Below are 23260 nucleotides of genomic sequence, written 5' to 3' on the forward strand. Positions count from 1 at the left end.
TCCCTTTTTACATGCGGGATATCCTAGGCCGAGTCGCCCATGGGCTACCAGAGCCGTAGGGAAGATTTTCTTCGCCCGTATCGGCCCCATCAGGCCGGCGTCAAGCACTCGGGCGCATCCAGCTTCGGGTCATTGACGAAATTCGCCAGCGCCCGCTCACGTAGCGTAGCCGGTGGGCTGGCGAGCAGCTCATGCAAACGCGGCAGCGGTGTTTCAGGGTCCAGCCATGCGGCCTGCCCCGCCTCATCGAGAATCAACGGCCGGCGTTGGTTCATCGCCGCCTGGGTCACCACCGCACAGCTCAGCCACACCTGGTCCTGGACCGGGTAAGCTTCCCATATGGCTGCGAAATACAACGACGAGCCCTCCCCCGGCGTCAACCAGTAAGGGCGTTTGCGCACCGTGCCACGCCATTCGTAAAAGCCGTTGGCTGGCATCAGGCAACGCCGCAGACGTAACGCTTCACGGAACATCGGCTGCTCGGCCAAGGTTTCGGCCCGGGCATGCGCGGGGGTGCGTGAGAGGTCAGTGAGCCAGGCCGGGGTCAGGCCCCAGCGCGCCTTGGCCAATTGCATCTGGCCGTCGACCTGGCGCTGGATCAGCACCGAAGCGCCGGGCGAGATATTCCATTGCGCCGGCTGGCCGGCAGGAAAGCCTGGCAGGCTTGCCAGCACCTGGGGCCAGCGAAACAGGGCATAGCGTCCACACATGGGCGATTTCAGAACCTAGCAGATCAAGGTACCGGGATAGCTCTCCGGTTCGTCGCCGACAAGCGGCTGGGCGCCATTGTACGCATCGATCAGCTGCCGTGCGTAACCTGCCTGCTCATCGGCCACTGCGAGCCCGAGCAAGCCTTGCATCGGCAACTCGCCAACACCACCCATCAGGTCACGGCCGACCAGGTGCACCTCGATACCCTCGCTGGCCAGCATGCCAGCGAGCATTTCTGCCTCCAGCAATGTTTCCGGTTCGTAGATCCGCTGCATCAGGCATCGTCCTCGCGTCTGACTTCGAGCATCCATTCGTCGCCGTGCACCTGCAGGATGAACACCACCGACTGACAACATACCTGGCAGTCTTCGGTATACATCTGGTCGCCACCGGAGATGTCCACGGTGGTTTCTACGCGCTCGCCGCAATAAGGGCAATCGTAGAAGTCGGTTTCCAGCATCGCGGCCTCCGCAGTGACTTATGCGTATAATTGCCGGTCTGTTTACAGGGCCTGCGTGTGTCCGAGCCGTTTTTCGGGCCCCACCCCTACTTTATTACCCTAGCCGTTTCCAACAAGAGAGCATGATGGGCGAATTCGATGCCATCCGACCGTACGACGATGCTGAGGTCCCTGCCGTGCTGGCACGCCTGCTCAGCGACCCGGCATTCCTCGATATCCTCACCCACTTCCGCTTCCCGCGCGCAGCCGGGGCATTCGGCTGGTTGCTCAAGCCGCTGATCGCACGGCGCCTGCGCAAGGAGTTCGCCGGGGTTACCTGCGTGTCCACATTGCAGGACAAGGTCGAATACTACGTCGACCACACCATCGAGCGCGCTACCGACGGGGTCACGTACACAGGCGTCGAGCAACTCAAATCCGGTACCGCCTATCTGTTCCTGGCCAACCACCGTGACATCGTCATGGATCCGGCCTTCGTCAACTACGCGGTGTACCACGCTGGCCTGCCGACGCCACGCATCGCCATTGGCGACAACCTGCTGCAAAAGCCGTTCGTCAGCGACATGATGCGCCTGAACAAGAGCTTCATCGTCCACCGCTCGCTCACTGGCCGGCGCGAAAAGCTCGCGGCTTACCAGCTGCTTTCGGCCTACATCAACCATTCGATCCGCACCGACGGCGCCTCGATCTGGATAGCCCAGGCCGAAGGCCGTGCCAAGGATGGTGATGACCGCACCGACTCGGCCATCCTCAAGATGTTCCACATGAGCCGCAAGGACGAGCCTTTCGGTGCGGTGATCCAGGGCCTTAACCTCACTCCGGTGTCGATCAGCTACGAGTACGACCCCTGCGACCAGGCCAAGGCGCGCGAACTGTATATCCGTGCAACCACCGGCACCTATCAGAAAGCGCCAGGTGAAGACGACAACAGCATCGCCAAGGGCATCACCGGCTACAAGGGCCGTGTACACATCAACTTCGCCCCGCCGGTAACCGCGTTCTACGAGGACACCAAGCAGCTGGCGCAGGAGATCGACCGGCAGATCCTGGGTGGCTACCGACTGTTCCCGGTGCACTACCTGGCCTATGCAATGTGGGGCGAAAAGGATGAGGCACTGCAGGTGCCGAGCGCCGAGAAGCTGTTCCCGGCAGAGGAGCTGGCAAAAGCCAAGGAAGAATGGCAACGCCGCCTGGACGCCTGCCCGCAGGAGCAGCGGCCATACCTGGTGTTGCAATACGCCACGCCGGTGCGCAACCAGTATCAGGTCAGGCAACAGGCGCCGGTAGCCTGATCATAGGGGCCGCTTGGCGGCCCCGCATGTTTCAGATCCAGGTACTGAACCAGGACAGCAGCAAGGCCATCGCCAGGCAGGAAAAGCCGAGAATGTAGTAATAGCGCGGCACCCGCTGGTCGAATGCATCCACCAGCCCGTCATCCACTGCCAGGCTCTCGCGGGTGATAGCCTGGCGACGCCGTGCACTGTGCAGCAGCAACCCGCCCGGGCAGGTCATCAACAGTGCCAGCAGATTGATCAGCTTGGTCGGATGGGCGGCCAGAACCCCCCAGAGCACTTGCAAGGACATCACGCAACCTCGGTCAGAACGTCAGCGAAGGCCGGCATTCTACCGAAGGCCGGCCCCAACGCCTGAACTTGGCGACAAAGTGTCACTAAATTTCATCTGTCACACGCTCGTCATCAGGGCAGGCCACCCTGTCGGCCTTTTCCCGAACCGGAGCGAGTTCATGCTGCACGCCGAAAATCAGGATCGCCTCTATCTCGTTGCCCAGAGCGATGAACAGCAGGCGTTGATCGATGGTTTTGCCATCAATGTCCAGGACCGCCAGTGGCTGGTGTATTGCGCCCTGGGCGGGCATGCGCATGAGCATTTGCCAGAGGTGGACCTGCTGACGGGCGTGAGCGTGCTGGATTTTCATATCGAAGCGGCCTGAGGCCTTCGAAAAACCAAAAAAAAACCCGCTACCTGGCACGCAGGCAGCGGGTTTTTTCTCGATACAGCGAAAAGCTTATTCGCCCAGCACCTGGCCGATGGTCGGGTCCTTGAACAAGCGAGTCAACGCATCGCTCAACACATCCCCCACCAGCTTGGTGTTGGTTTCCTGGTTGGGCGCCATGCCGAAGCGCTGGTCCAACGAGGCGCCGTAGCGGCCGCTGTAACGGCGGTTAGCGTTCGACACATCAGCACGGAAGGTGGCGCCGATAGTGGCCTCTGTCACGTACAGGTTTTCCTTGGGCGACTGGTACTTCAGCTCGGCCAGGGTCACGGTCAGCTGCGGCGCGTTGGAGGCGCTGGCCGAAGGGGTGAAGCCCAACAGGCGTACGGCCGCCTCGGCCTGAGCCTGCAGCTTGGGCACGATGTCATTGCCATTGACGCTGATGGTGCTGGTCTCGGGGTACATGCCACCACGAGTGCCCAGGGACTGCGAAGCCCGGCCGTCCACCACCTTGACCACCACCGGCTGGCCATGGCCGACCGGGGCGAGCTGGGCGTTGAGCTTGGGTTGCGGGCTGAGTTGTTGCGGGCTGTGGGCACAACCGACCAGGCTCAGGCTGGCCACGGCAAGCAAACCGAACAACAGACGTTGCAACATGCGTGTTTCTCCAGAAAATGCGGCAAAGGCTCACAGTATACCTAGCGGCAAGCTACAAGCGGCAAGCTACAAGTAAAAGCAGACCGCACGGGGCGCAGGCGTCTTCTCGAGGCTTGCCGGTTGAAGCCAGGCCCTTGTGTCACACTTGGTTCATGGTCCTACTGTTATCCTCGCCGCAAGCCCTAACACACAGGACTCGACACCATGGCCTCGCTCTGGACCCTGCTCTTCCAACGCCCGCGCCACAATACCTATGCCCGCCTCGATGGCGACGGCAACTGCCTGGGATTCAAGCAATGCAGCCAGCCACCAGGCAGCAGCGGTTGGGTGCAGGTCAAAGAAATCCAGCTTGCCTGGCTGGGCCGCCCACTGCCCGCCAGCGCCCGGGTTTGCGCCCATGCAAGCCACCATTGGCAGCGGCGCACCCTGCCGGCCTGACAAACGCTGCAATAAAAAGCACGAATAACGACCTTTCTGCCCGCGACATCGTTATAATCTCCCCCCGATTATAAGGACGTCTCCTGATCGGGCCCCGCATTTGCCGTTTGACCCCGGCACCTTCACCGCTTCGCCCACAGAGAGCCTTCCATTCAGGTCTTGCATCGGCTGTCGTGCCTGCTTTTCCGGCCCTTCGCACTGCATGAACCTGCGGGTTGCCATCGCGCAGTCCCCTTTTGAGGTTCACGTCTCCAAAAGAGCGTGAAAAAAACGGTTTTCACAACTTCACGAGAGTGTGGCGAGCAAATGAACAGTCTGGCATGTGCAATAGCGACAGATGTGTCCCGAACAGCCCTGAACAGGCGGCTGATACGCTCATTTCACATGGGCGTCTGAATCCGTTCCATAACGCACGCACGACACCTTGACCATAAGTCGAATTGCCGCACCTGTGGCAAACGGCGTTCAATATACGAACCCGAAGACTGATTTGGCGGTGTCCGCGGAAGTTGCAAGAACTGCGAAGAGTCGGACATGGCGATCCTGGCACACCTGGGGTCCTATGCTGTCAATTAGGTAGCTGTAGATTGTGGAGACGCGTTAATGGCGCAGAACGAATCGGTTGATGTAGTACTGGTAGGCGCGGGCATCATGAGTGCCACCCTGGCCGTACTGCTCAAGGAGCTCGACCCGACCCTGAAGCTTGAGGTCGTCGAGGCGATGGACTCCGGGGCCGCGGAAAGCTCCAACCCCTGGAACAACGCAGGCACCGGCCATGCCGGCCTGTGCGAGCTGAACTACACGCCCCAGGCCGCCGATGGCAGCATCGACATCAAGAAGGCCGTGCACATCAATACCCAGTTCGAGGTGTCGCGCCAGTTCTGGGCTTACCTGAGCAAAAAAGGCAATTTCGGCCCGGCCCGTGCCTTCATCAACCCTGTCCCGCACCTGAGCTACGTCGAAGGTGACAAGGGTGTTTCCTTCCTCAAAAAGCGTTTCGAGCTGCTCAAGCAGCACCACGCCTTCGCCGAGATGGAATACACCGAAGACAAGGCGGTGATGAATGAGTGGATGCCGCTGATGATGCCCGGCCGACCGGCCGACCAGCACATTGCCGCCACCCGCGTGACCAAAGGTACCGACGTCAACTTCGGCGCACTGACCAACAAGCTGCTCAAGCTGCTGGGCGACTCGCAGAATGCGCAGGTCAAGTACAGCAAGAAGGTCGTCGGCCTGCGCCGTAACGGCGCTGGCTGGACCGTCAGCATCAAGGACGTCAACAGCGGCGGCAGCCGTGAAGTGGACGCCCGCTTCGTGTTCCTCGGCGCCGGCGGTGCGGCACTGCCGCTACTGCAACTGTCCGGCATCCCTGAGAGCAAAGGCTTCGGCGGCTTCCCGGTAAGCGGCCAGTGGCTGCGCTGCGACAATCCGGAAATCGTCAAGCAGCACCAGGCCAAGGTCTACAGCCAGGCAGCCGTTGGCGCGCCGCCAATGTCGGTGCCGCACCTGGACACCCGCGTGGTGGACGGCAAGACATCGCTGCTGTTCGGCCCCTACGCCGGCTTCACCACCAAGTTCCTCAAGCACGGCTCGTTGATGGACCTGCCGCTGTCGGTGCGCATGGGCAACATCGGCCCGATGCTGGCCGTGGCCCGCGACAACATGGACCTGACCAAGTACCTGGTCAGCGAAGTGATGCAGTCGATGGAGCAGCGCCTCGAGTCGCTGCGCCGCTTCTACCCGCAGGCCAAGGCTGAAGACTGGCGCCTGGAAGTGGCTGGCCAGCGCGTGCAGATCATCAAGAAGGACCCGAAAAAAGGCGGCATCCTGCAGTTCGGTACCGAGTTGGTGTCGGCACAGGACGGCAGTATCGCAGCACTGCTCGGCGCATCCCCTGGCGCTTCGGTGACCGTGTCGATCATGCTTGAACTGATCGAGCGCTGCTTCCCCGAGCAGGCCAAGGGTGCCTGGGCTGCCAAGCTCAAGGAAATCTTCCCGGCTCGCGAGAAGACCTTGGCCACCGATGCAGCCCTGTACCACAAGATCAGTGCCGAAAACGATGAGGCGCTGGACCTGGTAGAGAACAGCCCGGCCAAGCACTACGCCTAACGCCCCTCGGGGTAATGCCAGTCAGGTAAGCGATCCAGGGCCGCTTTGCGGCCTTGATAACGCTAACTGACTGGCAATACCCCTAGGGCGTTTCTTTGTGGCTGGGATCTATCAGCCCCGGGCTTTTTCGATGATCTCGATGTATTCAGCCGCATTGCGCTGGTCGGCGATCACTTCGACGAAGGTCTTGCCCTGTTCGTCTTTCCCATCCAGGTCCAGCCCGGCTTCGACGAAGAACCCTACGAAGCGCTCGAAATCGTCGACACGCAGGCCGCGGTAAGCCTTGATCAGCTTGTGCTGAGAAGGCGAGGTCACACCATCTGCAGGCTCAAACTGGAGGAACGACTTGACGTAGTCGTCGCTGATTTCGTCACCAATCACCTGCTTCTTGTCTTTGCGCATTGCCGGCTCCAACTGGACCATCACGAATTTCGAAGGACGGCAGTTTACCCCCCACCCGCGCAACGTCTCAACGCGTACGTACGGTACCCGTGTGCAAGTCGGCCCAGACGTGGCCGTTGGAGTAGGTCAGAAATTGTACGTACACCGTCTCGTTGCGCAGCAGGTCCATGATCACGCGGTAGTCGCTGACCGGATAGTTCAGGCTCAAAGTGCGGGTCTTGTCGTCATACAGCGGTTTTTTCAGGCTCTTGCCCGCCTCGCCATCGAATGTGAGCAACACCAGGCTGATGGTCGCACCTTTACTCAGCGGCTTGCCTTTGAGGCGCATCTGCAGGGAGGCTGTGATCGGAATTGGCTGTTGATCAGACTGGCGCTGCGCCCCAACCACTACCGAGTAATCGGTTACCTGCAACAGTTGCTGGCCTGTCGGCGCTTCCTGGCGCAGGGACTGGTCATCGGGCGGGAGAAACTGGCTGTGCAGCGGTGCGGCGGCAAGGGGCAGGCTGACTGCCAGCAGCAGGGGTAGAATCGCACGCATGTGAGGCTCCTTGGCATGAAGGAGCACTCTAGCATGCTGAACAACGGGGGCTGTCAATCGAACTGCGCGAGCATCCAGGCGTGATACCGGGCGACACCTTCTTCGCCTTCACGCGGCGCCCAAGGGGCCTGCTCGTCGTCGGCCAACTGCCGGTACGGGCCGGCCTTGCACTCGAACAGAATGCTGTCTGCCTCGAGCACCACCAGGGAATGGAAGATGCCCGGGCGCAGGTCCACGCCAAGGCACTCGCCACCGGCTTCAAGGACGCGCTTGTCGACCACTGCACCGTGCTCATCGAACATCAGCAGCCCCAAGCGGCCTTTGAGCGCCAACAAAGTCTCGGCCTTGTCCTCGCTCAGGTGCCGGTGAGGCGCAATGTAGGTGGACGGCTGCAAGCCCACCGCCAAGCGGTGACAGGGGTCTTGCATTTCATGGAAGTTGTGATGGTAGCGACCACGCGGTGCGTCGGCGGCTTTCTGCGCCAGCCCGGCAAACAACGCTTGGTCGATGAAAGCAGGCTGGCTCATGATCACAGTCCCTTGACGGCAAAGATGCCGTTCGCGTTACGCCAGTAACCTTTATAGTCCATGCCATAACCAAAGATATAGCGATCGATGCACGGCAGGCCCACATAGCTGGCCTTCAGATCCGGGCTGGCCTTGCGGTCATGGTCTTTGTCGATCAGCACTGCAGTGTGCACCGAGCGGGCGCCGGCATGTTTGCAGAACTCGATGATGGCGCTGAGGGTGTGACCCTCGTCGAGGATATCGTCGACGATCAGCACGTCACGGTCGATGAACGACACTTCAGGCTTGGCCTTCCAGAACAGCTCACCGCCACTGGTCTGGTTGCGGTAGCGGGTGGCATGCAGGTACGAGGCCTCCAGCGGGAACTGCAGGTGGGTCAACAGTTTGCCAGCGAAGATCAGGCCGCCGTTCATTACACAGAACACCACCGGGTTCTTGTCGTGCAGGTCTTTGCAGATCTGCTCGCCAACCTTGGCAATGGCCGCTTCGACTTCGGCTTCGTTGTACAGGCAGTCTGCCTCGCGCATGACTTGACGGATGTGCTCGAGATCAGCGGACATTGCGCTCTCCAGGGGGATTTTGGAAAAGCGGGCAAAGGTACGCATCCGCTCGTCACAGATCAAGCATTTATGGACTAACGTGCAAAAGGACTGCACGACAGCAAAGGCTGAATAGATTAATCTAGCGCGGTTTTTTTGCCCGCCTTTCGGAGCCCCCCTATGCCCACTCGTGAGATCCGCCACCCGCTGATCCGCCACAAGCTCGGCCTGATGCGCCGTGCCGACATCAGCACCAAGAACTTTCGCGAACTCGCCCAGGAAGTCGGCGCGCTACTGACCTACGAAGCCACCCAAGACCTGCCACTGGAAACCTACGAGATCGATGGCTGGTGTGGCAAGGTGCAAGTTGAAAAAATCGCTGGCAAGAAGATCACCGTGGTACCGATCCTGCGCGCCGGCATCGGCATGCTTGACGGCGTGCTCAGCCTGATCCCGGGCGCCAAGGTCAGTGCCGTGGGTGTCGCCCGCAACGAGGAGACCCTCGAAGCACACACCTACCTGGAAAAGCTTGCGCCGGACATCAACCAGCGCCTGGCGCTGATCATCGACCCGATGCTTGCCACCGGCGGCTCGATGGTCGCCACCATCGACCTGCTGAAGAAGGCAGGCTGCAAGGAAATCCGCGCCATGGTGCTGGTTGCAGCGCCAGAAGGCATCGACGTGGTGGAGAAAGCCCACCCGGACGTCCAGATCTACACCGCCTCGATCGACCAGCGCCTCAACGAACACGGCTATATCGTTCCGGGCCTGGGCGACGCCGGCGACAAGATCTTCGGCACCAAGCAGAAGGACGCCTGACCATGCAGGACGGCTTCAACGACCCGCTATGGCGCCAGGTCGTTTCGGGCGCGCAGATGCTCTTCGTGGCATTTGGCGCGCTGGTGCTGATGCCGCTGATCACCGGCCTTGACCCTAACGTCGCGCTGTTCACCGCTGGCATCGGCACCCTGCTGTTCCAGCTGGTCACGGGCCGTCAGGTCCCGGTATTCCTGGCCTCGAGCTTTGCCTTCATTACTCCGATCATCCTCGCCAAAGGCCAGTTCGGCCTGGCCGAGACCATGGGCGGCGTAATGGCCGCAGGTTTCGTATACACCTTCATGGGCCTGATGGTTAAGATCAAGGGCACCGGCTTCATTGACCGCATGCTGCCACCCGTGGTGATCGGCCCGGTGATCATTTCCATCGGCCTGGCCATGGCACCGATCGCGGCCAACATGGCAATGGGCAAGGGCGGTGACGGCGCGGTCCTTATGCCGTACAAGACCGCCATGCTGATTTCCATGCCAGCGTTGCTCACCACCCTGATCGTCGCGGTATTCGGCAAAGGCATCTTCCGCCTGGTGCCGATCATCTCCGGGGTGCTGGTTGGGTTTGCACTGGCGTTCGCCTTTGGCGTGGTCGATACCGCCAAGATCGCCGCCGCGCCTTGGCTTGAGATCCCCAACTTCACCGCACCAGCGTTCAACTGGCAGGCCATCCTGTTCATCGTGCCGGTAGCCCTGGCCCCGGCGATCGAGCATATCGGCGGCGTGATCGCAGTCGGCAGCGTGACCGGGCGCGACTACCTGAAGAAGCCTGGCCTGCATCGCACCCTGCTGGGTGACGGCCTAGCCACCACGGCAGCCGGCCTGTTCGGCGGCCCACCCAATACCACGTATGCCGAAGTGACCGGCGCCGTGATGCTGACCAAGAACTACAACCCGAAAATCATGACCTGGGCGGCGATCTTTGCCATTACCCTGGCCTTCATCGGCAAGTTCGGCGCATTGTTGCAAAGCATCCCGGTGCCGGTGATGGGCGGCATCCTCTGCCTGCTGTTCGGTTCGATCGCGGCGGTGGGCATGAACACCATGATCCGCCACAAGATCGACCTGGGCGAAGCTCGCAACCTGGTGATCGTGTCGGTGACCCTGGTGTTCGGTATCGGCGGCGTGCTGATCGGCAGCGGCGACGGCCCTGATGATTGGGGCCTGAAGGGCATCGCCCTGTGCGCTATCGTGGCCATTGCCCTGAACCTGATCCTGCCGGGCAACGATGGCTGGAAAAAAGAGAAGCTGGACCTGTAGGAGCGGCCTTGCGTCGCGAAAGGGCCGCAAAGCGGCCCCTTCAATTCAAGCCTTTTCACACATCCGCGCTAGCACCCTCACCCACTCCGGGTGATCATTCAGGCACGGCACAAGCACCAACTCTTCGCCCCCTGCCTCGATGAACTGCTCCTTGCCGCGATCGCCAATTTCCTCCAGCGTTTCGATGCAATCGGCCACGAATGCCGGGCACATCACCAGCAGCTTCTTCGCACCGGCCTTGGCCAGTTCATCCAGACGCGTCTCGGTATAGGGTTCGATCCACTTGTCTCGGCCTAACCGCGACTGGAACGAGACAGACCACTTGCCATCCGGGATGCCCATCCTGGTGGCGAACGCCTTGGCCGACGCCAGGCACTGCCCCCGGTAGCACACCGCACGCACTTCGGCACTGGCATCCTTGCAGCAGTCCGCTGCCCGCAAATCATGCTTGCTGCCAGGCATGAGCTTCTTCAGGTGCCGCTCGGGCAAGCCATGGAAGCTCAACAACAGATGGTCGTAGTCCTGTTCAAGATAAGGCCGGGCGCTGGCCACCAGGGCATCGATGTACTCAGGGTGGTCATAGAACGGTTGCAGCACACGCAACTGCAAAGGCAAGGCGCGTTCGGCAACAGTCTGGTTGGCCAACGCCACTACCGTAGTCACCGTACTGTCAGCGAATTGTGGATAAAGCGGCGCCAGTGTCACCTTGCGCACACCTTGAGCGGCGAGGCGCTCAAGCACCTGCGGCAGTGCCGGCTCGCCATAGCGCATGGCGATTTCCACCGGACCATGAGGCCAGTGCTCCACCATTGCGGCCTGCAGGCGACGCGTCAAAACCACCAACGGCGAGCCCTCGTCCCACCAGATCGAGGCATAGGCATGGGCAGACTGTTCTGGGCGCTTGATCAGGATCAGCGACACCAGCAAGCGCCGCACCGGCCATGGCAGGTCGACCACGTAAGGGTCCATCAGGAACTGGTTGAGGTAGCGGCGCACATCGGCTACCGAGGTGGAAGCCGGAGAACCCAGGTTGACCAGCAACAGAGCGTGATCGGTCATGCAGCGTCCTATGTCAGAGGCGCCTGGACAGGTTGTCCAGGGCCGATTGCAGATCGTTGTAACGGAACGTGAAGCCTGCGGCCAGCAAACGCACAGGACGTGCCCGCTGGCCACCAAGCAACAGCGTCGACAGCTCTCCAAGGCCCGCCTTCAGCAGCAGGCCAGGTACCGGCAGTAGCGCAGGCCGGTGCAGGGCCCGGCCCAGGCGCCGGGCGAATTCGCGGTTACGCACAGGCTCTGGCGCGCAGGCATTATAAGGACCACTGGCGTCCTTATGCCGCAAGAGAAAATCTATCAGGGCAACCTGGTCGTCTATATGCACCCAAGGCATCCACTGCCGCCCATTGCCCAACGGGCCGCCCAGCCCAAGCTTGAACGGCAGGCGCAGGCGCGACAGGAAACCGCCATCGCTGGCCAGCACCAACCCCGTGCGCACCAACACTACGCGCAGCCCAAGGGCCTGCGCGCGCTGCGCGGTTTCCTCCCAGGCAATGCACAGTTGGCTGGCGAAATCCTCGCGCACCGGCGGCGATGCCTCGGTCAATTCACGCTCACCGCCATCGCCATACCAGCCCACCGCAGACCCCGAAATAAGCACTTCGGGACGTTGCTCGCGGGTACCGAGCCAGCCCAGCAATTGCTCAGTAAGGCTGATACGGCTGGCCCACAGCACATTGCGCCGGGCTGCGGTCCAGGGCCGGTCGGCAATCGGCGCGCCAGCCAGGTTGATCACTGCGTCCACCGGCTCGTCTGCGGCCAGTTCCTCCAGCTGGGCAATCCCGCGCACCCCGCTGCCACATAGGCGCGCAACTTGATCAGGGCGCCGGCTCCACACGGTCAGGCGATGCCCCTGAGCGAGCCAGAACGGGCAAAGATGCTGGCCGATCAAGCCAGTGCCGCCTGTCAGCAATATATGCATGGCTGTGTCCTCACAGAGTGCGGCGATGGTCTATTTTTACAACAAGGCACTTTTTTAACCCAACGCTCTCAGATAAACATAGGCCAACCTGCCCTATGAAGCGGAATAACCTTATACAGATTTTAAGTATTGTACAGGTTTGCCTGACAGCGTAGTCTGCTTACAGCAAGGTTCGAAGAGGCCATCATGACAGTACCTATTGCCATCATCGGTGCCGGTATCGCCGGCCTTTCCGCTGCCCAGGCCCTGCAAAAGGCCGGACAATCCGTTCACTTGTTCGACAAAGGCCACGGCAGTGGCGGGCGCATGGCCAGCAAACGCAGCGAGGCCGGGGCGCTCGATCTGGGCGCCCAATACTTCACTGCGCGCGACCGGCGCTTCGTCGAGCAGGTGCAGCAATGGGTAGCCGCCGGCTGGGCCGAACAGTGGAAACCGCAGCTGTACAACTACCGTGACGGCGAACTGACTCCCTCGCCCGACGAGCAGACCCGCTGGGTAGGCGTGCCCCGCATGAGCGCGATCACCCGCGGCATGCTCAAGGACGTCACGGTGAACTTTGGCTGCCGCATTGCCGAAGTGTTTCGCGGCAAGCAGTACTGGCACCTTCAGGATACCGAAGGCTGCAGCCATGGCCCGTTCAGCCGCGTTGTGATCGCCGTGCCCGCGCCCCAGGCCACGCCGCTGCTTGCGGCGACCCCCAAACTGGCCGCCGTGGCAGCAGGCGTGGTGATGGAACCCACATGGGCCGTTGCCTTGGCCTTTCAGACACCGCTGGACACACCGATGCAGGGCTGTTTCGTGCAGGACAACCCGCTCGACTGGTTGGCACGCAACCGTAGCAAGCCAGGCCGCGATGAGCAGCTCGATACCTGGGTACTGCATGCCACATCCACGTGGAGCAAGCAGCATATCGACCTGGCCAAGGAAGAAGTAATCGAGCAGCTATGGGGAGAATTCGCCGAACTGGTCGGCTGCGTGGTGCCCGCACCGTCCTTCTCCGTGGCACACCGCTGGTTGTATGCGCGGCCGGCCGGTAGTCACGAATGGGGCGCGCTGGCCGATGCCGACCAAGGGCTCTATGCCTGCGGCGACTGGTGTCTGTCTGGCCGCGTGGAAGGCGCCTGGCTCAGCGGTCAGGAGGCGGCCCGACGCCTGCTGGAGCATCTTGAATAAACAAAACTGCAAAACTATACAAAAATACTAGTTTGCATAAGTTTGCGGCTGTGCTGGAATACCCTTGTACACGCGCGATTCCATGTACAAGTTTTCGGAGGCAGCCATGCACGATCCATCCGCCCAGAGTAAGCCCCGCATTGCCATCAGCTCATGCCTGACAGGCCACAGTGTGCGCTACAACGGCGGGCACAAGTCGTCCGATCTGTGCCGCACCCAACTGGAAGAACACTTCGATTGGCTACCGGTCTGCCCCGAAGTCGCCATCGGCCTGGGGATACCCCGAGACCCGATCCGCCTGGTCGGTGACCCCGAACATCCCGCCGTGGTTGGGACACGCGACCCTGGCATGGACGTCACTGGCCCGCTCGCCAGTTACGGCGAACAAATGGCCGCTGAGCTGGACGATATCTGTGGCTACATTTTCATGCAGAAGTCGCCGTCCTGCGGGCTGGAGCGGGTCAAGGTCTACCAGGATAACGGTCACCCGGCAGCACAGGGCGGCAGAGGCGCCTATGCAGCGGCCTTCTGCGCCCGTCGTCCGGACCTGCCGGTCGAAGAAGAGGGTCGCTTGCACGACCCGGTCCTGCGCGAGAACTTCATCAGCCGCGTCTACGCCTATGCGGACTGGCAGCGCCTGCTGACCGAGGGTTTGAGCCGTGGCGCACTGGTGCGCTTCCATTCGCGCTACAAATACCTGCTAATGGCCAACAACCCGCAGGCTTACCGACAGCTTGGGCGCCTGCTTGGCAGCATGAGCCGGGACGATGACCCTCAAGTCATCGGGCCCCGCTATTTCAGCCAGTTGATGCAGGCGCTGCGTCGCTGCGCTAGTCGCGGTACCCATGGCAACGTACTGCAGCACCTCAGTGGCTATTTCAAAGACGCACTGACGCAGCAGGACAAGGCCGAGCTGCAACACATCATCGACCAGTACCAGCAAGGGGTCGTACCGCTAGTGGTACCGCTGACCTTACTCAAACACTATCTGCGCAAGCACCCTGACCCGTACCTGCAGCAACAGGCCTACTTGCAGCCACACCCTGACAGCCTGGGGCTACGTAATGCAGTCTGAAGCGCCCATGCCCATCGGTGAACTGGCACGCCGCACCGGTGTGAATCCGGTAACCTTGCGCGCTTGGGAGCGGCGCTATGGGCTGCTGAAGCCGCAACGTACCGCCAAGGGCCACCGCCTGTATGGCCGCGATCAGGTCGAACGTGTCGAAGCGATCCTGGCTTGGCTGGAACGGGGCGCATCGGTCGGCCAAGTGCGCGAGCTGCTCGACAAGCCACCCGGCGCTGCCCCGCAAGGCGACTGGCAAACCCGCCAGCAACAGTTGATAGAGGCCATCGCCAACCTGTCCCAGCGCAGCCTCGACCAGCAACTGAATCAAGCCATGGCGCTGTATCCGGCCATCACCCTGTGCGAAAAATTGCTGCTGCCATTGCTAGATAGCCTGGCTCAACGTTGGTGCAATTATTTCAATGCCAGGCTCGAACAGGTGTTCTTCCACACTTGGCTGCGCAGCAAGCTGGGGGCGCGGGTCTATCACGACAATCAGTCACTGCACGGCCCGGCCGTGCTGCTGGCCGAAGACAGTGAACACGCCTTCGACCCCAGCCTCTGGCTTTATGCCTGGCTGCTGAGCAGCAGTGGCATCCCTGTCGAAGTGCTTGAAAACCCCGTGAGCGGAGTGGAGTTGCAACGCGCCGTCACCGCCCTGCAACCTCGCGCTGTGCTGCTGCACCTGGGCCCGCGCATCGAAAGCAGGGCCCTGCTCCGTACCCTTCAGGGGATAGCGGGGACGAAGCTGCTGGGCGGTGCCACGATCTCCCTTCACCAAGCCCAAGTGCAAGCCTTCGGCCTGCCCGAGCTTTTCCTGTTCGATACCCCGCAGGCGGCATTGCGCACGCTGCAAGGTAATGACCGCCCGCCTGTAGAGTAGATACCCCATGCAACTGATCTGGCTGCGCAGCGACCTGCGCGTCAACGACAACACCGCCCTGAGCGCCGCCTGCGAACGCGGCCCTGCCGTGGCCTTGTGGCTAGCCAGCCCAGGCCAGTGGCAGGCGCACGACGACGCTGCCTGCAAGGTCGACTTCTGGCTGCGTAACCTGCGCGACCTGCGACAGTCACTGGAGGGCCTTAATATTCCGTTGCTGGTGCGCAGGATCGACACCTGGGACCAGGCGGCCCAAACGCTGCTCGACGTATGCCGCCAGCACAAGATCGAAGCGGTGCACTGGAACGATGAGTACGGCATCAACGAAAACAGCCGCGACCAGGCGACCCGCGCGCTATTGGAAGCCTCCGGCGTTCAGGCTCACAGTTACCTCGATCAGCTGTTGTTCCGCCCCGGCACAGTGCTGACGCGCAGTGGTGATTACTTCCAGGTCTTCAGTCAGTTCAAGAAAGTCTGCCTGGAGCACCTGCACCGAAGCCTGCCGTCGCAAGCGTCTCGGGTAAAGCGCCAGGCCCCCGTAGGCATCGCCAGCGACCCCATTCCACAGCACATCGAAGGCTTCGACAAACCATCGCGCGCCCTGAGCGAACACTGGCCTGCGGGCGAGGACGAAGCGCAAGCCCGACTGTCACGCTTCGTGGACGACACCATCGAGGATTACCACCACCTGCGCGACCTGCCGGCAAAACCTGGCACCAGCCAACTCTCGGCCTACCTGGCGGCCGGGGTAATCTCGCCCCGCCAGTGCCTGCACGCCGCACTGGCGAGCAACCGCGGCGAGTTCGACAGTGGTAGTACCGGCACCCAGACCTGGATCAACGAATTACTCTGGCGCGAGTTCTACAAGCATATCCTGACCGGTTATCCACAGGTGTCACGCCACCGAGCATTCCGCACACACACCGAATTACTGCCTTGGCGCGACGCCCCTGCCGACCTTGAGGCTTGGGAACAGGGACGCACCGGGTTCCCTATCATTGACGCGGCCATGCGTCAGTTGCTGCACACCGGATGGATGCACAATCGTCTGCGCATGATCGTCGCCATGTTCCTCAGCAAGAACCTGCTGATCGACTGGCGCCTGGGCGAACGGCACTTCATGCGTCACCTGATCGACGGAGATCTGGCTGCAAACAATGGCGGCTGGCAGTGGAGCGCCTCCACGGGCACAGACGCGGTACCTTACTTCCGTATTTTCAATCCCGTTTCGCAGTCGCAACGCTTCGACCCACAGGGGCACTTCATTCGCCACTGGGTACCCGAGTTGCGCGGGCTGGATGAAAAAAGTATCCATCAGCCTACGCAAAACAAGGATCTTTTCGCTGATAATTCGTACCATCGTCCTATAGTTGACCTTAGTAGTAGCCGCCAGCGTGCACTGGAGGCCTTCAAGGGGTTATCGCGCAGCCAGGGTGAGGGGACCGCGTATTGAATCATCCGCGAATTTTCTGGGTTACGGGGGCTAGTAGCGGTCTGGGCTTGGCCTTGGTGGAGCAGTTGCTCGGGCTAGGGCACCGGGTAGCGACTAGTGGCAAGGATTGCCAAGCGCTCGACGCCTTGGCAGCGCACCACGGCAGCCGTCTGTTGCGCCTGCCATGGCAGTTGCATGACGAGGACCAGGCGGCCAGCGCATGCCTTCAGCTTTGTCATGCCTGGGGGTCGCTGGACAGCCTGATCATCAATGCAGGGGCCAGCGATTATCTGCCGGATACGGTAGCGGTCACAGACGTGTTCGAGACGATCGTAAGCAGTAACCAACTGGCGGCCGAGCACTGCCTGGGCCAGGTTTTACCGTTGCTGGTGAAAGGCGACAAGCCGCAGGTAATGGCAATTTTCAACCGTTATTCAGCCTTGCAGTTGTATGCGCCCACGCAAGTGACAGCAGGCTGGAACAACACACCGCAGTGGTTTCGCGAGGCGCGTCAATCGCTGAAAAATCAGGGCATTGACCTGACAGTGGTGGCGCCGCACTCATTGAAGACGCCAGTCACGTCAGCGATGGCCTATCCTGAAGAGTGGACGCCACAGAGCGCAGCCCAGGAGCTGCTGCAACGCTTGCCACTGCGCGAGCCGGAGCTTGTGCTGGAGGTCACCAACCTGAGTAGCTTGTGGCCATTGTCACGCTAAGTGATGAGGGGGGAATTGCCATCCATATCGCGGCCCCGCGATCTGGATGGCAATGACAAACTTACAGTGCCATGCGGTAATGCAGGCTGTAACTCTCGACTCCATCATTGGGCTGTTTGATGCCGGCATTGGAATAGTGGATTGCCCGCACTCCAATCTCATGCCCACCTGCAAAACGCAGCCCGAAACCGATTCGGTCTTCGAACTGGAACGACGAACCCAACTCGTTGCTTTCAAGCTCAGTGCTGGCAAATGCAGCCACACCGATGCCCGCCTCGATGTAAGGCTTCACCGACTCACCGGCAAACTCGTAGACGAATACAGGTGCGAAAGACAGGCTATGGTTGCTCGCCGTCTCGTCGCCATCCCAATAGGTGTAAGCCCCATCCCAATAACCGGTCAGCCGACCGACGCTCGTCTGCCACCAGCTAGCATCCCAGTTGGACTGAAGGCCCAGACGATAAACCTGGGTGGAATCACCCGTTTGCCCTACCGATAACGAAACATCGGCAGCTTGTACTACCGCGATTTGTCCCAAAGTGACGGCGGCAGCCGCCGCCAAGCCGAGCAGTTTCCTCATGAGAAACATCCTTCTTTCCAATGCTGTTGTAAGTGTTCGCCTCATGGCAGGCAAAGGATAGAAATCAGGAGTGGGACGATAGTTCAGCTGTTTTTCACGTTTTTTTTACAACTGAAGCCTTTGCACACTGCCAGAGGTGTTCCACAGCACTGGTAGGATGTTTTCCAATGATCGCGGATCGGCGCTGGACCAGAATGCAGCATCGCGCGCCGGCCCATCTGCCAGCAGTTCGCGTGCGGCCAACAGCCGTTTCAGTTGCCGGGCCACCGCAGCCCCGGTATCGATGATAGCCACATCGGCGGGCACCATACCGGCCAGCAGCGGGCGCAGGAACGGGTAATGGGTACACCCGAGAATCAACGTATCGCAACCTGCCGCAAGCAAGGGCTGCACATAGCCAAGCAAAAGCTGGCGCAATTGCAGGCTACCAAGGTCACCCGTCTCGATCAGCTCGACCAGCCCAGGGCAAGGCTGGGTGACCACACGTACATCGTTGGCGAAGCGGTCGAGCAAGGCGGCGAACTTGGCGCTCTGCAAAGTGCCGGTAGTGGCCAGCACACCGACCACGCCAGAACGGGTGGCAGCAGCGGCAGGCTTCACTGCCGGCTCCATCCCTACCAGCGGCCAGTCGGGGTAACGCTCACGCAGGTCGGCAACTGCTGCCACCGTTGCGGTGTTGCAGGCCAGGACCATCGCCTTGGCACCTTGCGCCTGGAAAAACTCGGCAATGCGCCGGCAGCGCTGCCGGATGTAGTCGGGGGTTTTCTCGCCATACGGCACATGCCCGCAATCGGCCACATAGAGCAGCGACTCGCTGGGCAGCAAGCGTTGGATCTCAGCCAGGACCGACAAACCGCCGACCCCGGAGTCCATCACGCCGACCGGTGCCGAGCGCTCAGCCATCGCGTTTGCCACATACCGCACAAGCCGGGTCACGCTTGACCCGCAGTTCACGCAGGCGCGTGCCCAGTGCGTCGATCAGCAGCAAACGGCCCACCAGCGGCTCACCAAAACAAGCCAGCAGTTTCATGGCTTCCAGCGCCTGCAGGCTGCCGACCAGCCCCACCAGCGGGCCGATCACTCCGGCTTCGCTGCAGGTCAGCTCGTCTTCGCTGCCATGGCCGTACAGGCAATGGTAGCAAGGGCTGTAATCGCGCCGAGGGTCGAACACCGACAGCTGCCCTTCGAGGCGGATGGCTGCACCACTGACCAGCGGCTTGCCATGGGCGAAGCAAGCTGCGTTGACCGCCTCCCGGGTACCAAAGTTGTCGGAACAGTCCAGCACCAGGTCGACGGCTGCTACCGCAGCAGCCAGTGAATCTTCGTCCAGCGCCTGACGATGGGCGACCAAGGTAATTTCAGGATTGATGGCCTCAAGCCGCTGCAGCGCCGAGTCCACCTTGCTCATGCCAACGCTGCCACTGTCGTGGATGACCTGGCGCTGCAGGTTGGTCAGGTCGACGGTATCGAAGTCTGCCAGGTGCAGCTCACCTACACCCGCTGCTGCCAGGTAGAGCGCCACCGGCGAGCCAAGACCACCCAGCCCGATGATCAGCGCCTTGCTTTGCTTGAGGCGCAACTGGCCTTCGATATCCACCTGTGCCAGTAGAATTTGCCGGCTGTAACGCAACAACTCCTGATCGGTCAGCATGGCAGGCGCCCCAGGGAAATACGTTCGTGGCCGCCCAGGTCCTTGCGGCTGGCCACCTCGATGAAGCCTTGCCCGGTCAGCAGCGCACGCACGGCAGGTGCCTGGTCGTAGCCGTGTTCGAGCAGCAGCCAGCCACCGGGCAGCAGATGCGCCGGCGCCTGGCCAACAATCAGCCGCAGGTCGTCCAGGCCATCGGCCCCGGCCACCAGTGCACTGCTGGGTTCGAAGCGCACATCACCGGCAGCCAGGTGCGGGTCTTCGGCAGCGATGTACGGCGGGTTGCTGAGGATCAGGTCGAAACGCTCCCCGTCCAAGGCACTGAACCAGTGGCTGGCGAGCACCTTGACGTTGCCCAGGCCCAAGCGCTGACGATTACGCTCAGCCAGCGCTACCGCTTCCTCGACCCGGTCCAGTGCCGTGACCTGCCAAGCCGGGCATTCGCTGGCCAAGGCCAACGCTATCGCGCCGGTTCCAGTGCCCAGGTCGAGCACCTTGGCTGGCGTTGCAGGCTGCAACTCAAGCGCCGTCTCGACCAGAAGCTCGGTATCAGGGCGCGGAATCAACGTGTGGGGTGCCACTTCCAGGTCGAGTTTCCAGAAACCCTGTTGGCCCAGAATGTAGGCAACAGGCTCGCCGCTGCGGCGACGATGCAGGTAGCCCGCGTAGGTCTGCGCATCCTCGCTGCTGACGATACGCTCAGGCCATGTGTGCAGGTAGCTGCGTGATTTGCCGATGGCCGCCGCCAGCAGCAGTTCGGCGTCCAGGCGTGCGGTGGGCGAATCCGGAAGTTGCGCGTTGCGCAGCAGGCTGGCAATGATGGTCATCAGTCCCCCAATGCCGCCAGCTGATCAGCCTGGTACTCGGCCAGCAACGGTTCGATCACAGCGTCCACACCCCCGGCCAGGATATCGTCGAGGGAATACAGGGTCAGGTTGATACGGTGATCGGTCACCCGCCCCTGTGGATAATTGTAGGTACGGATTCGTTCTGAGCGGTCGCCCGAACCTACCAACAGTTTACGCTCACTGGCGATGGCGTTCTGCGCGGCGCTGGTCTGCATGTCATTGAGCTTGGCCGACAGCCAGGACATGGCTCGGGCCCGGTTCTTGTGCTGCGAACGCTCCTCCTGGCACTCCACCACGATGCCGGTAGGCAAGTGCGTGATACGGATGGCCGAGTCGGTCTTGTTGACGTGCTGACCACCGGCGCCGGATGCGCGGTAGGTGTCCACGCGCAAATCAGCCGGGTTGATCTCGATAGCCACTTGTTCATCCGGCTCCGGCAGTACCGCGACGGTGCACGCCGAGGTGTGGATACGGCCCTGCGATTCGGTTTCAGGCACCCGCTGCACGCGGTGCGCGCCAGACTCGAACTTGAGCTTGCCATAAACGCTGTCGCCTTCGACGCGGGCGATGATCTCTTTATAGCCGCCGTGCTCGCCTTCGTTCTCGGAGAGAATTTCAAGGCGCCAGCCGCGCCGTTCGGCATAGCGCGAATACATGCGGAACAGATCGCCCGAGAAGATGGCCGCCTCGTCGCCACCGGTGCCGGCGCGAATTTCGAGGAACACGTTGCGCCCGTCATTGGGGTCTTTGGGCAACAGCATGCGCTGCAGCTGCGACTCCAGCCCCACCAGCTGCTCCTTGGCTTCGCGCACTTCCTCCACGGCCATTTCGCGCATATCGGGGTCGGCGTCCTTGAGCAGCGCCTGGGCACCTTCGAGGTCGTCCTGCACCTTGCGCCACTCTTTATAGGCGCCGATCACCGGCTCCACTTCGGAGTATTCGCGAGAATAGGCGCGAAAGCGCGCCTGGTCGGAAATGACTTCGGCATCACCGAGCAAGGCGGTGAGTTCCTCGAAGCGGTCCTGGAGCGTGTCCAGTTTGTTCAGCAGCGACGCTTTCATTGCAAGGATTTGTCCGTCGAGCCCTCGTTGAGGGCAAAGAGTTCCTGGGCCATGGCCAGCGCATCGAGGCGGCCCTCGGCCGAGAGCTTTTTCAGCTGCACGCTGGGTGCATGCAGGAGTTTGTTGGTCAGCCCCCGGGCCAGTTGCGCCAGTACGTCCTCGGGGTTGCCACCGTTGGCCAGCAGACGCTGGGCCTTTTGCAGTTCTTCGTCGCGCAGGCGCTCGCTTTGCTGGCGATAGGCGCGCAACACGTCGACCGCGGCCAGTTCGCGCAGACGCACCATGAAGTCTTCTGCGCCCACCGAGACCAGCTCTTCGGCCGCCTGGGCTGCGCCCTGGCGGCTCTTGAGGTTTTCCGCGACCACTTCGTGCAGGTCATCGACGGTATACAGGTACACGTCGTCAAGTTCACCTACCTCTGGCTCGATGTCGCGCGGCACGGCGATGTCGACCATGAAGATCGGCTTGTGCCGGCGCTGCTTCAGCGCACTTTCCACCGCGCCCTTGCCCAGGATGGGCAACTGGCTGGCGGTTGAGCTGATGACGATGTCGCTGTGCGCCAGCTCTTGTGGGATATCGGCCAGCAGCACCGCGTGAGCACCGAACTGCTCGGCCAGCAGGCTGGCCCGCTCCAGTGTCCGGTTGGCCACGACGATACGGCGCACGCCCTGCTCATGCAGGTGGCGGGCAACCAGGGTGATGGTTTCACCGGCGCCGATCAGCAGCGCCTGGCTACGGCCCAGGTCGCTGAAGATCTGCCGCGCCAGGCTGACCGCAGCAAACGCCACCGACACCGGGTTCTCGCCGATCGCGGTGTCGGTACGCACCTGTTTGGCCGCACTGAAGGTGGCCTGGAACAGGCGCCCAAGCAGCGGGCCGACGGTGCCAGCCTCGCGCGCCACGGCATAGGCCGACTTCATCTGGCCCAGGATCTGCGGTTCGCCAAGCACCAGCGAGTCGAGGCCCGAGGCCACCCGCATCATGTGCCTGACGGCATCATGCTCTTCATGGATATAGGCGCTGGCCCGCAGTTCATCCAGGCTCAGGCGGTGATAATCGGCCAGCCACTGCAGGACCGCCTCGGCGGACAACTGATCCTGCTCTATATAGAGCTCGCTGCGGTTGCAGGTCGACAGGATCGCCGCTTCACGGCTGGCAGTCAGCCGGCAGAGCTGCTGCAGGGCGTCGACCAGCTGCTCTGGGGTAAACGCCACGCGCTCGCGTACGTCTACCGAGGCAGTCTTATGGTTGATACCAAGTGCAAGAAAGGCCATGCAAGGTCGCTGGTTGTGACGAGAAGCCGATAATTGTCCTCTTTCGCAGGTTTTAGAACAACCACCGTTCGCTATTGTCCCTATATACCAAGAGCATCACTGTAAACCGCGACCTTCGCGTGTGGGTTTGCCCCCGCGCTTGTGTCATCATGCTCCGACCGCCGGTAAGTCCTTCTAAGCCTCTT

Annotated in this window: 28 protein-coding genes; 11 read left to right on the forward strand and 17 right to left on the reverse strand. The window is 61.5% G+C overall.

Annotated features, from left to right (window positions below; all coding sequences use genetic code 11):
- Positions 1 to 89: 89 nt before the first annotated feature.
- The 3 genes from ACW4TB_RS13060 to ACW4TB_RS13070 are packed head-to-tail and all read right to left on the reverse strand — an operon-like array spanning position 90 to position 1171.
- Positions 90 to 710: an SOS response-associated peptidase gene (locus ACW4TB_RS13060; RefSeq protein WP_279932801.1), complete on the reverse strand. Its 621-nt coding sequence runs from the start codon at positions 708 to 710 to the stop codon at positions 90 to 92.
- 15 nt (positions 711 to 725) lie between these two features.
- Complete coding sequence (locus ACW4TB_RS13065; protein ID WP_012316237.1) at positions 726 to 986, reverse strand: putative signal transducing protein; 261 nt, start codon at positions 984 to 986, stop codon at positions 726 to 728.
- Positions 986 to 1171 carry a CPXCG motif-containing cysteine-rich protein gene (locus ACW4TB_RS13070; protein ID WP_279932798.1) on the reverse strand — a complete coding sequence of 62 codons (186 nt, stop codon included), beginning with the start codon at positions 1169 to 1171 and terminating at the stop codon, positions 986 to 988. Before ACW4TB_RS13070 ends, ACW4TB_RS13065 begins: the two co-directional genes overlap by 1 nt.
- Positions 1172 to 1296: 125 nt before the next feature.
- On the opposite strand from ACW4TB_RS13070, the gene ACW4TB_RS13075 reads away from it, so the two are divergent.
- The gene (locus ACW4TB_RS13075) at positions 1297 to 2463 is read left to right on the forward strand and encodes a 1-acyl-sn-glycerol-3-phosphate acyltransferase (RefSeq protein WP_042111750.1); all 1167 of its coding nucleotides are present in this window, start codon (positions 1297 to 1299) and stop codon (positions 2461 to 2463) included.
- 31 nt (positions 2464 to 2494) lie between these two features.
- Here ACW4TB_RS13075 and ACW4TB_RS13080 read toward each other — a convergent pair whose 3' ends face one another.
- A complete protein-coding gene (locus ACW4TB_RS13080) occupies positions 2495 to 2755 on the reverse strand; it encodes a hypothetical protein (RefSeq protein ID WP_012316240.1) in 261 nt (86 codons plus the stop codon).
- 160 nt (positions 2756 to 2915) lie between these two features.
- Between ACW4TB_RS13080 and ACW4TB_RS13085 the strand changes: the two genes are divergently transcribed.
- On the forward strand, positions 2916 to 3122 hold the full coding sequence (locus tag ACW4TB_RS13085; RefSeq protein WP_012316241.1) for a hypothetical protein: 207 nt from the start codon (positions 2916 to 2918) through the stop codon (positions 3120 to 3122).
- 75 nt (positions 3123 to 3197) lie between these two features.
- Here the strand turns inward: ACW4TB_RS13085 and ACW4TB_RS13090 are convergent, their stop codons facing one another.
- Complete coding sequence (locus ACW4TB_RS13090) at positions 3198 to 3782, reverse strand: YajG family lipoprotein (RefSeq protein WP_012316242.1); 585 nt, start codon at positions 3780 to 3782, stop codon at positions 3198 to 3200.
- A gap of 204 nt (positions 3783 to 3986) precedes the next feature.
- On the opposite strand from ACW4TB_RS13090, the gene ACW4TB_RS13095 reads away from it, so the two are divergent.
- Entirely contained in the window at positions 3987 to 4220 is a 234-nt protein-coding gene (locus ACW4TB_RS13095; RefSeq protein ID WP_012316243.1) for a hypothetical protein, read from the forward strand.
- Positions 4221 to 4823: 603 nt separating this feature from the next.
- Complete coding sequence (gene mqo, locus ACW4TB_RS13100; RefSeq protein ID WP_012316244.1) at positions 4824 to 6329, forward strand: malate dehydrogenase (quinone); 1506 nt, start codon at positions 4824 to 4826, stop codon at positions 6327 to 6329.
- A gap of 111 nt (positions 6330 to 6440) precedes the next feature.
- On the opposite strand, the gene ACW4TB_RS13105 is transcribed toward mqo, so the two are convergent.
- The 4 genes from ACW4TB_RS13105 to ACW4TB_RS13120 all read right to left on the reverse strand — a co-directional run bounded on the left by ACW4TB_RS13105 (position 6441) and on the right by ACW4TB_RS13120 (position 8356).
- Positions 6441 to 6731: a PA4642 family protein gene (locus ACW4TB_RS13105; protein WP_012316245.1), complete on the reverse strand. Its 291-nt coding sequence runs from the start codon at positions 6729 to 6731 to the stop codon at positions 6441 to 6443.
- Between the two features lie 67 nt (positions 6732 to 6798).
- Positions 6799 to 7269, reverse strand: a complete 471-nt coding sequence (locus ACW4TB_RS13110; protein ID WP_279932791.1) for a hypothetical protein — start codon at positions 7267 to 7269, stop codon at positions 6799 to 6801.
- Positions 7270 to 7322: 53 nt separating this feature from the next.
- Entirely contained in the window at positions 7323 to 7796 is a 474-nt protein-coding gene (locus tag ACW4TB_RS13115; protein WP_012316247.1) for a WbuC family cupin fold metalloprotein, read from the reverse strand.
- Positions 7797 to 7798: 2 nt separating this feature from the next.
- Complete coding sequence (locus tag ACW4TB_RS13120; protein ID WP_012316248.1) at positions 7799 to 8356, reverse strand: hypoxanthine-guanine phosphoribosyltransferase; 558 nt, start codon at positions 8354 to 8356, stop codon at positions 7799 to 7801.
- A gap of 159 nt (positions 8357 to 8515) precedes the next feature.
- Here ACW4TB_RS13120 and upp point away from each other — a divergent pair, with 159 nt between their 5' ends.
- The gene (gene upp / locus ACW4TB_RS13125) at positions 8516 to 9154 is read left to right on the forward strand and encodes a uracil phosphoribosyltransferase (RefSeq protein WP_012316249.1); all 639 of its coding nucleotides are present in this window, start codon (positions 8516 to 8518) and stop codon (positions 9152 to 9154) included.
- A gap of 2 nt (positions 9155 to 9156) precedes the next feature.
- Positions 9157 to 10422: a uracil-xanthine permease family protein gene (locus ACW4TB_RS13130; protein ID WP_012316250.1), complete on the forward strand. Its 1266-nt coding sequence runs from the start codon at positions 9157 to 9159 to the stop codon at positions 10420 to 10422.
- 45 nt (positions 10423 to 10467) lie between these two features.
- On the opposite strand, the gene hemH is transcribed toward ACW4TB_RS13130, so the two are convergent.
- Both hemH and ACW4TB_RS13140 read right to left on the reverse strand, forming a co-directional pair.
- Entirely contained in the window at positions 10468 to 11481 is a 1014-nt protein-coding gene (gene hemH, locus ACW4TB_RS13135) for a ferrochelatase (protein ID WP_012316251.1), read from the reverse strand.
- 13 nt (positions 11482 to 11494) lie between these two features.
- The gene (locus ACW4TB_RS13140; protein WP_012316252.1) at positions 11495 to 12400 is read right to left on the reverse strand and encodes a TIGR01777 family oxidoreductase; all 906 of its coding nucleotides are present in this window, start codon (positions 12398 to 12400) and stop codon (positions 11495 to 11497) included.
- 186 nt (positions 12401 to 12586) lie between these two features.
- On the opposite strand from ACW4TB_RS13140, the gene ACW4TB_RS13145 reads away from it, so the two are divergent.
- The 5 genes from ACW4TB_RS13145 (at position 12587) to ACW4TB_RS13165 (ending at position 17664) form a co-directional block, all read left to right on the forward strand.
- A complete protein-coding gene (locus tag ACW4TB_RS13145) occupies positions 12587 to 13573 on the forward strand; it encodes an NAD(P)/FAD-dependent oxidoreductase (RefSeq protein WP_012316253.1) in 987 nt (328 codons plus the stop codon).
- A gap of 106 nt (positions 13574 to 13679) precedes the next feature.
- Entirely contained in the window at positions 13680 to 14648 is a 969-nt protein-coding gene (locus ACW4TB_RS13150; RefSeq protein ID WP_012316254.1) for a YbgA family protein, read from the forward strand.
- A 7-nt stretch (positions 14649 to 14655) separates the two neighbouring features.
- Entirely contained in the window at positions 14656 to 15519 is an 864-nt protein-coding gene (locus ACW4TB_RS13155) for a MerR family transcriptional regulator (protein ID WP_455842991.1), read from the forward strand.
- A gap of 7 nt (positions 15520 to 15526) precedes the next feature.
- Positions 15527 to 16969: a deoxyribodipyrimidine photo-lyase gene (gene phrB / locus ACW4TB_RS13160; RefSeq protein WP_279932780.1), complete on the forward strand. Its 1443-nt coding sequence runs from the start codon at positions 15527 to 15529 to the stop codon at positions 16967 to 16969.
- Positions 16966 to 17664, forward strand: a complete 699-nt coding sequence (locus tag ACW4TB_RS13165; protein WP_012316257.1) for an SDR family oxidoreductase — start codon at positions 16966 to 16968, stop codon at positions 17662 to 17664. Before phrB ends, ACW4TB_RS13165 begins: the two co-directional genes overlap by 4 nt.
- Before the next feature lie 61 nt (positions 17665 to 17725).
- Here ACW4TB_RS13165 and ACW4TB_RS13170 read toward each other — a convergent pair whose 3' ends face one another.
- The 6 genes from ACW4TB_RS13170 to hemA form a co-directional block, all read right to left on the reverse strand.
- Complete coding sequence (locus tag ACW4TB_RS13170) at positions 17726 to 18244, reverse strand: acyloxyacyl hydrolase (protein WP_012316258.1); 519 nt, start codon at positions 18242 to 18244, stop codon at positions 17726 to 17728.
- A 105-nt stretch (positions 18245 to 18349) separates the two neighbouring features.
- Positions 18350 to 19147 (reverse strand): glutamate racemase, encoded by a 798-nt coding sequence (gene murI / locus ACW4TB_RS13175; RefSeq protein WP_012316259.1) that lies wholly within the window; start codon positions 19145 to 19147, stop codon positions 18350 to 18352.
- Complete coding sequence (locus ACW4TB_RS13180) at positions 19140 to 19895, reverse strand: molybdopterin-synthase adenylyltransferase MoeB (RefSeq protein ID WP_012316260.1); 756 nt, start codon at positions 19893 to 19895, stop codon at positions 19140 to 19142. Before ACW4TB_RS13180 ends, murI begins: the two co-directional genes overlap by 8 nt.
- The gene (prmC, locus tag ACW4TB_RS13185; protein WP_012316261.1) at positions 19889 to 20719 is read right to left on the reverse strand and encodes a peptide chain release factor N(5)-glutamine methyltransferase; all 831 of its coding nucleotides are present in this window, start codon (positions 20717 to 20719) and stop codon (positions 19889 to 19891) included. Before prmC ends, ACW4TB_RS13180 begins: the two co-directional genes overlap by 7 nt.
- Positions 20719 to 21801: a peptide chain release factor 1 gene (prfA, locus tag ACW4TB_RS13190; RefSeq protein WP_012316262.1), complete on the reverse strand. Its 1083-nt coding sequence runs from the start codon at positions 21799 to 21801 to the stop codon at positions 20719 to 20721. Before prfA ends, prmC begins: the two co-directional genes overlap by 1 nt.
- Positions 21798 to 23075, reverse strand: coding sequence for a glutamyl-tRNA reductase (hemA, locus tag ACW4TB_RS13195; RefSeq protein ID WP_012316263.1), 1278 nt, complete (start codon positions 23073 to 23075; stop codon positions 21798 to 21800). Before hemA ends, prfA begins: the two co-directional genes overlap by 4 nt.
- Positions 23076 to 23260 lie beyond the last annotated feature (185 nt).

This window comes from Lelliottia jeotgali (assembly GCF_977070485.1).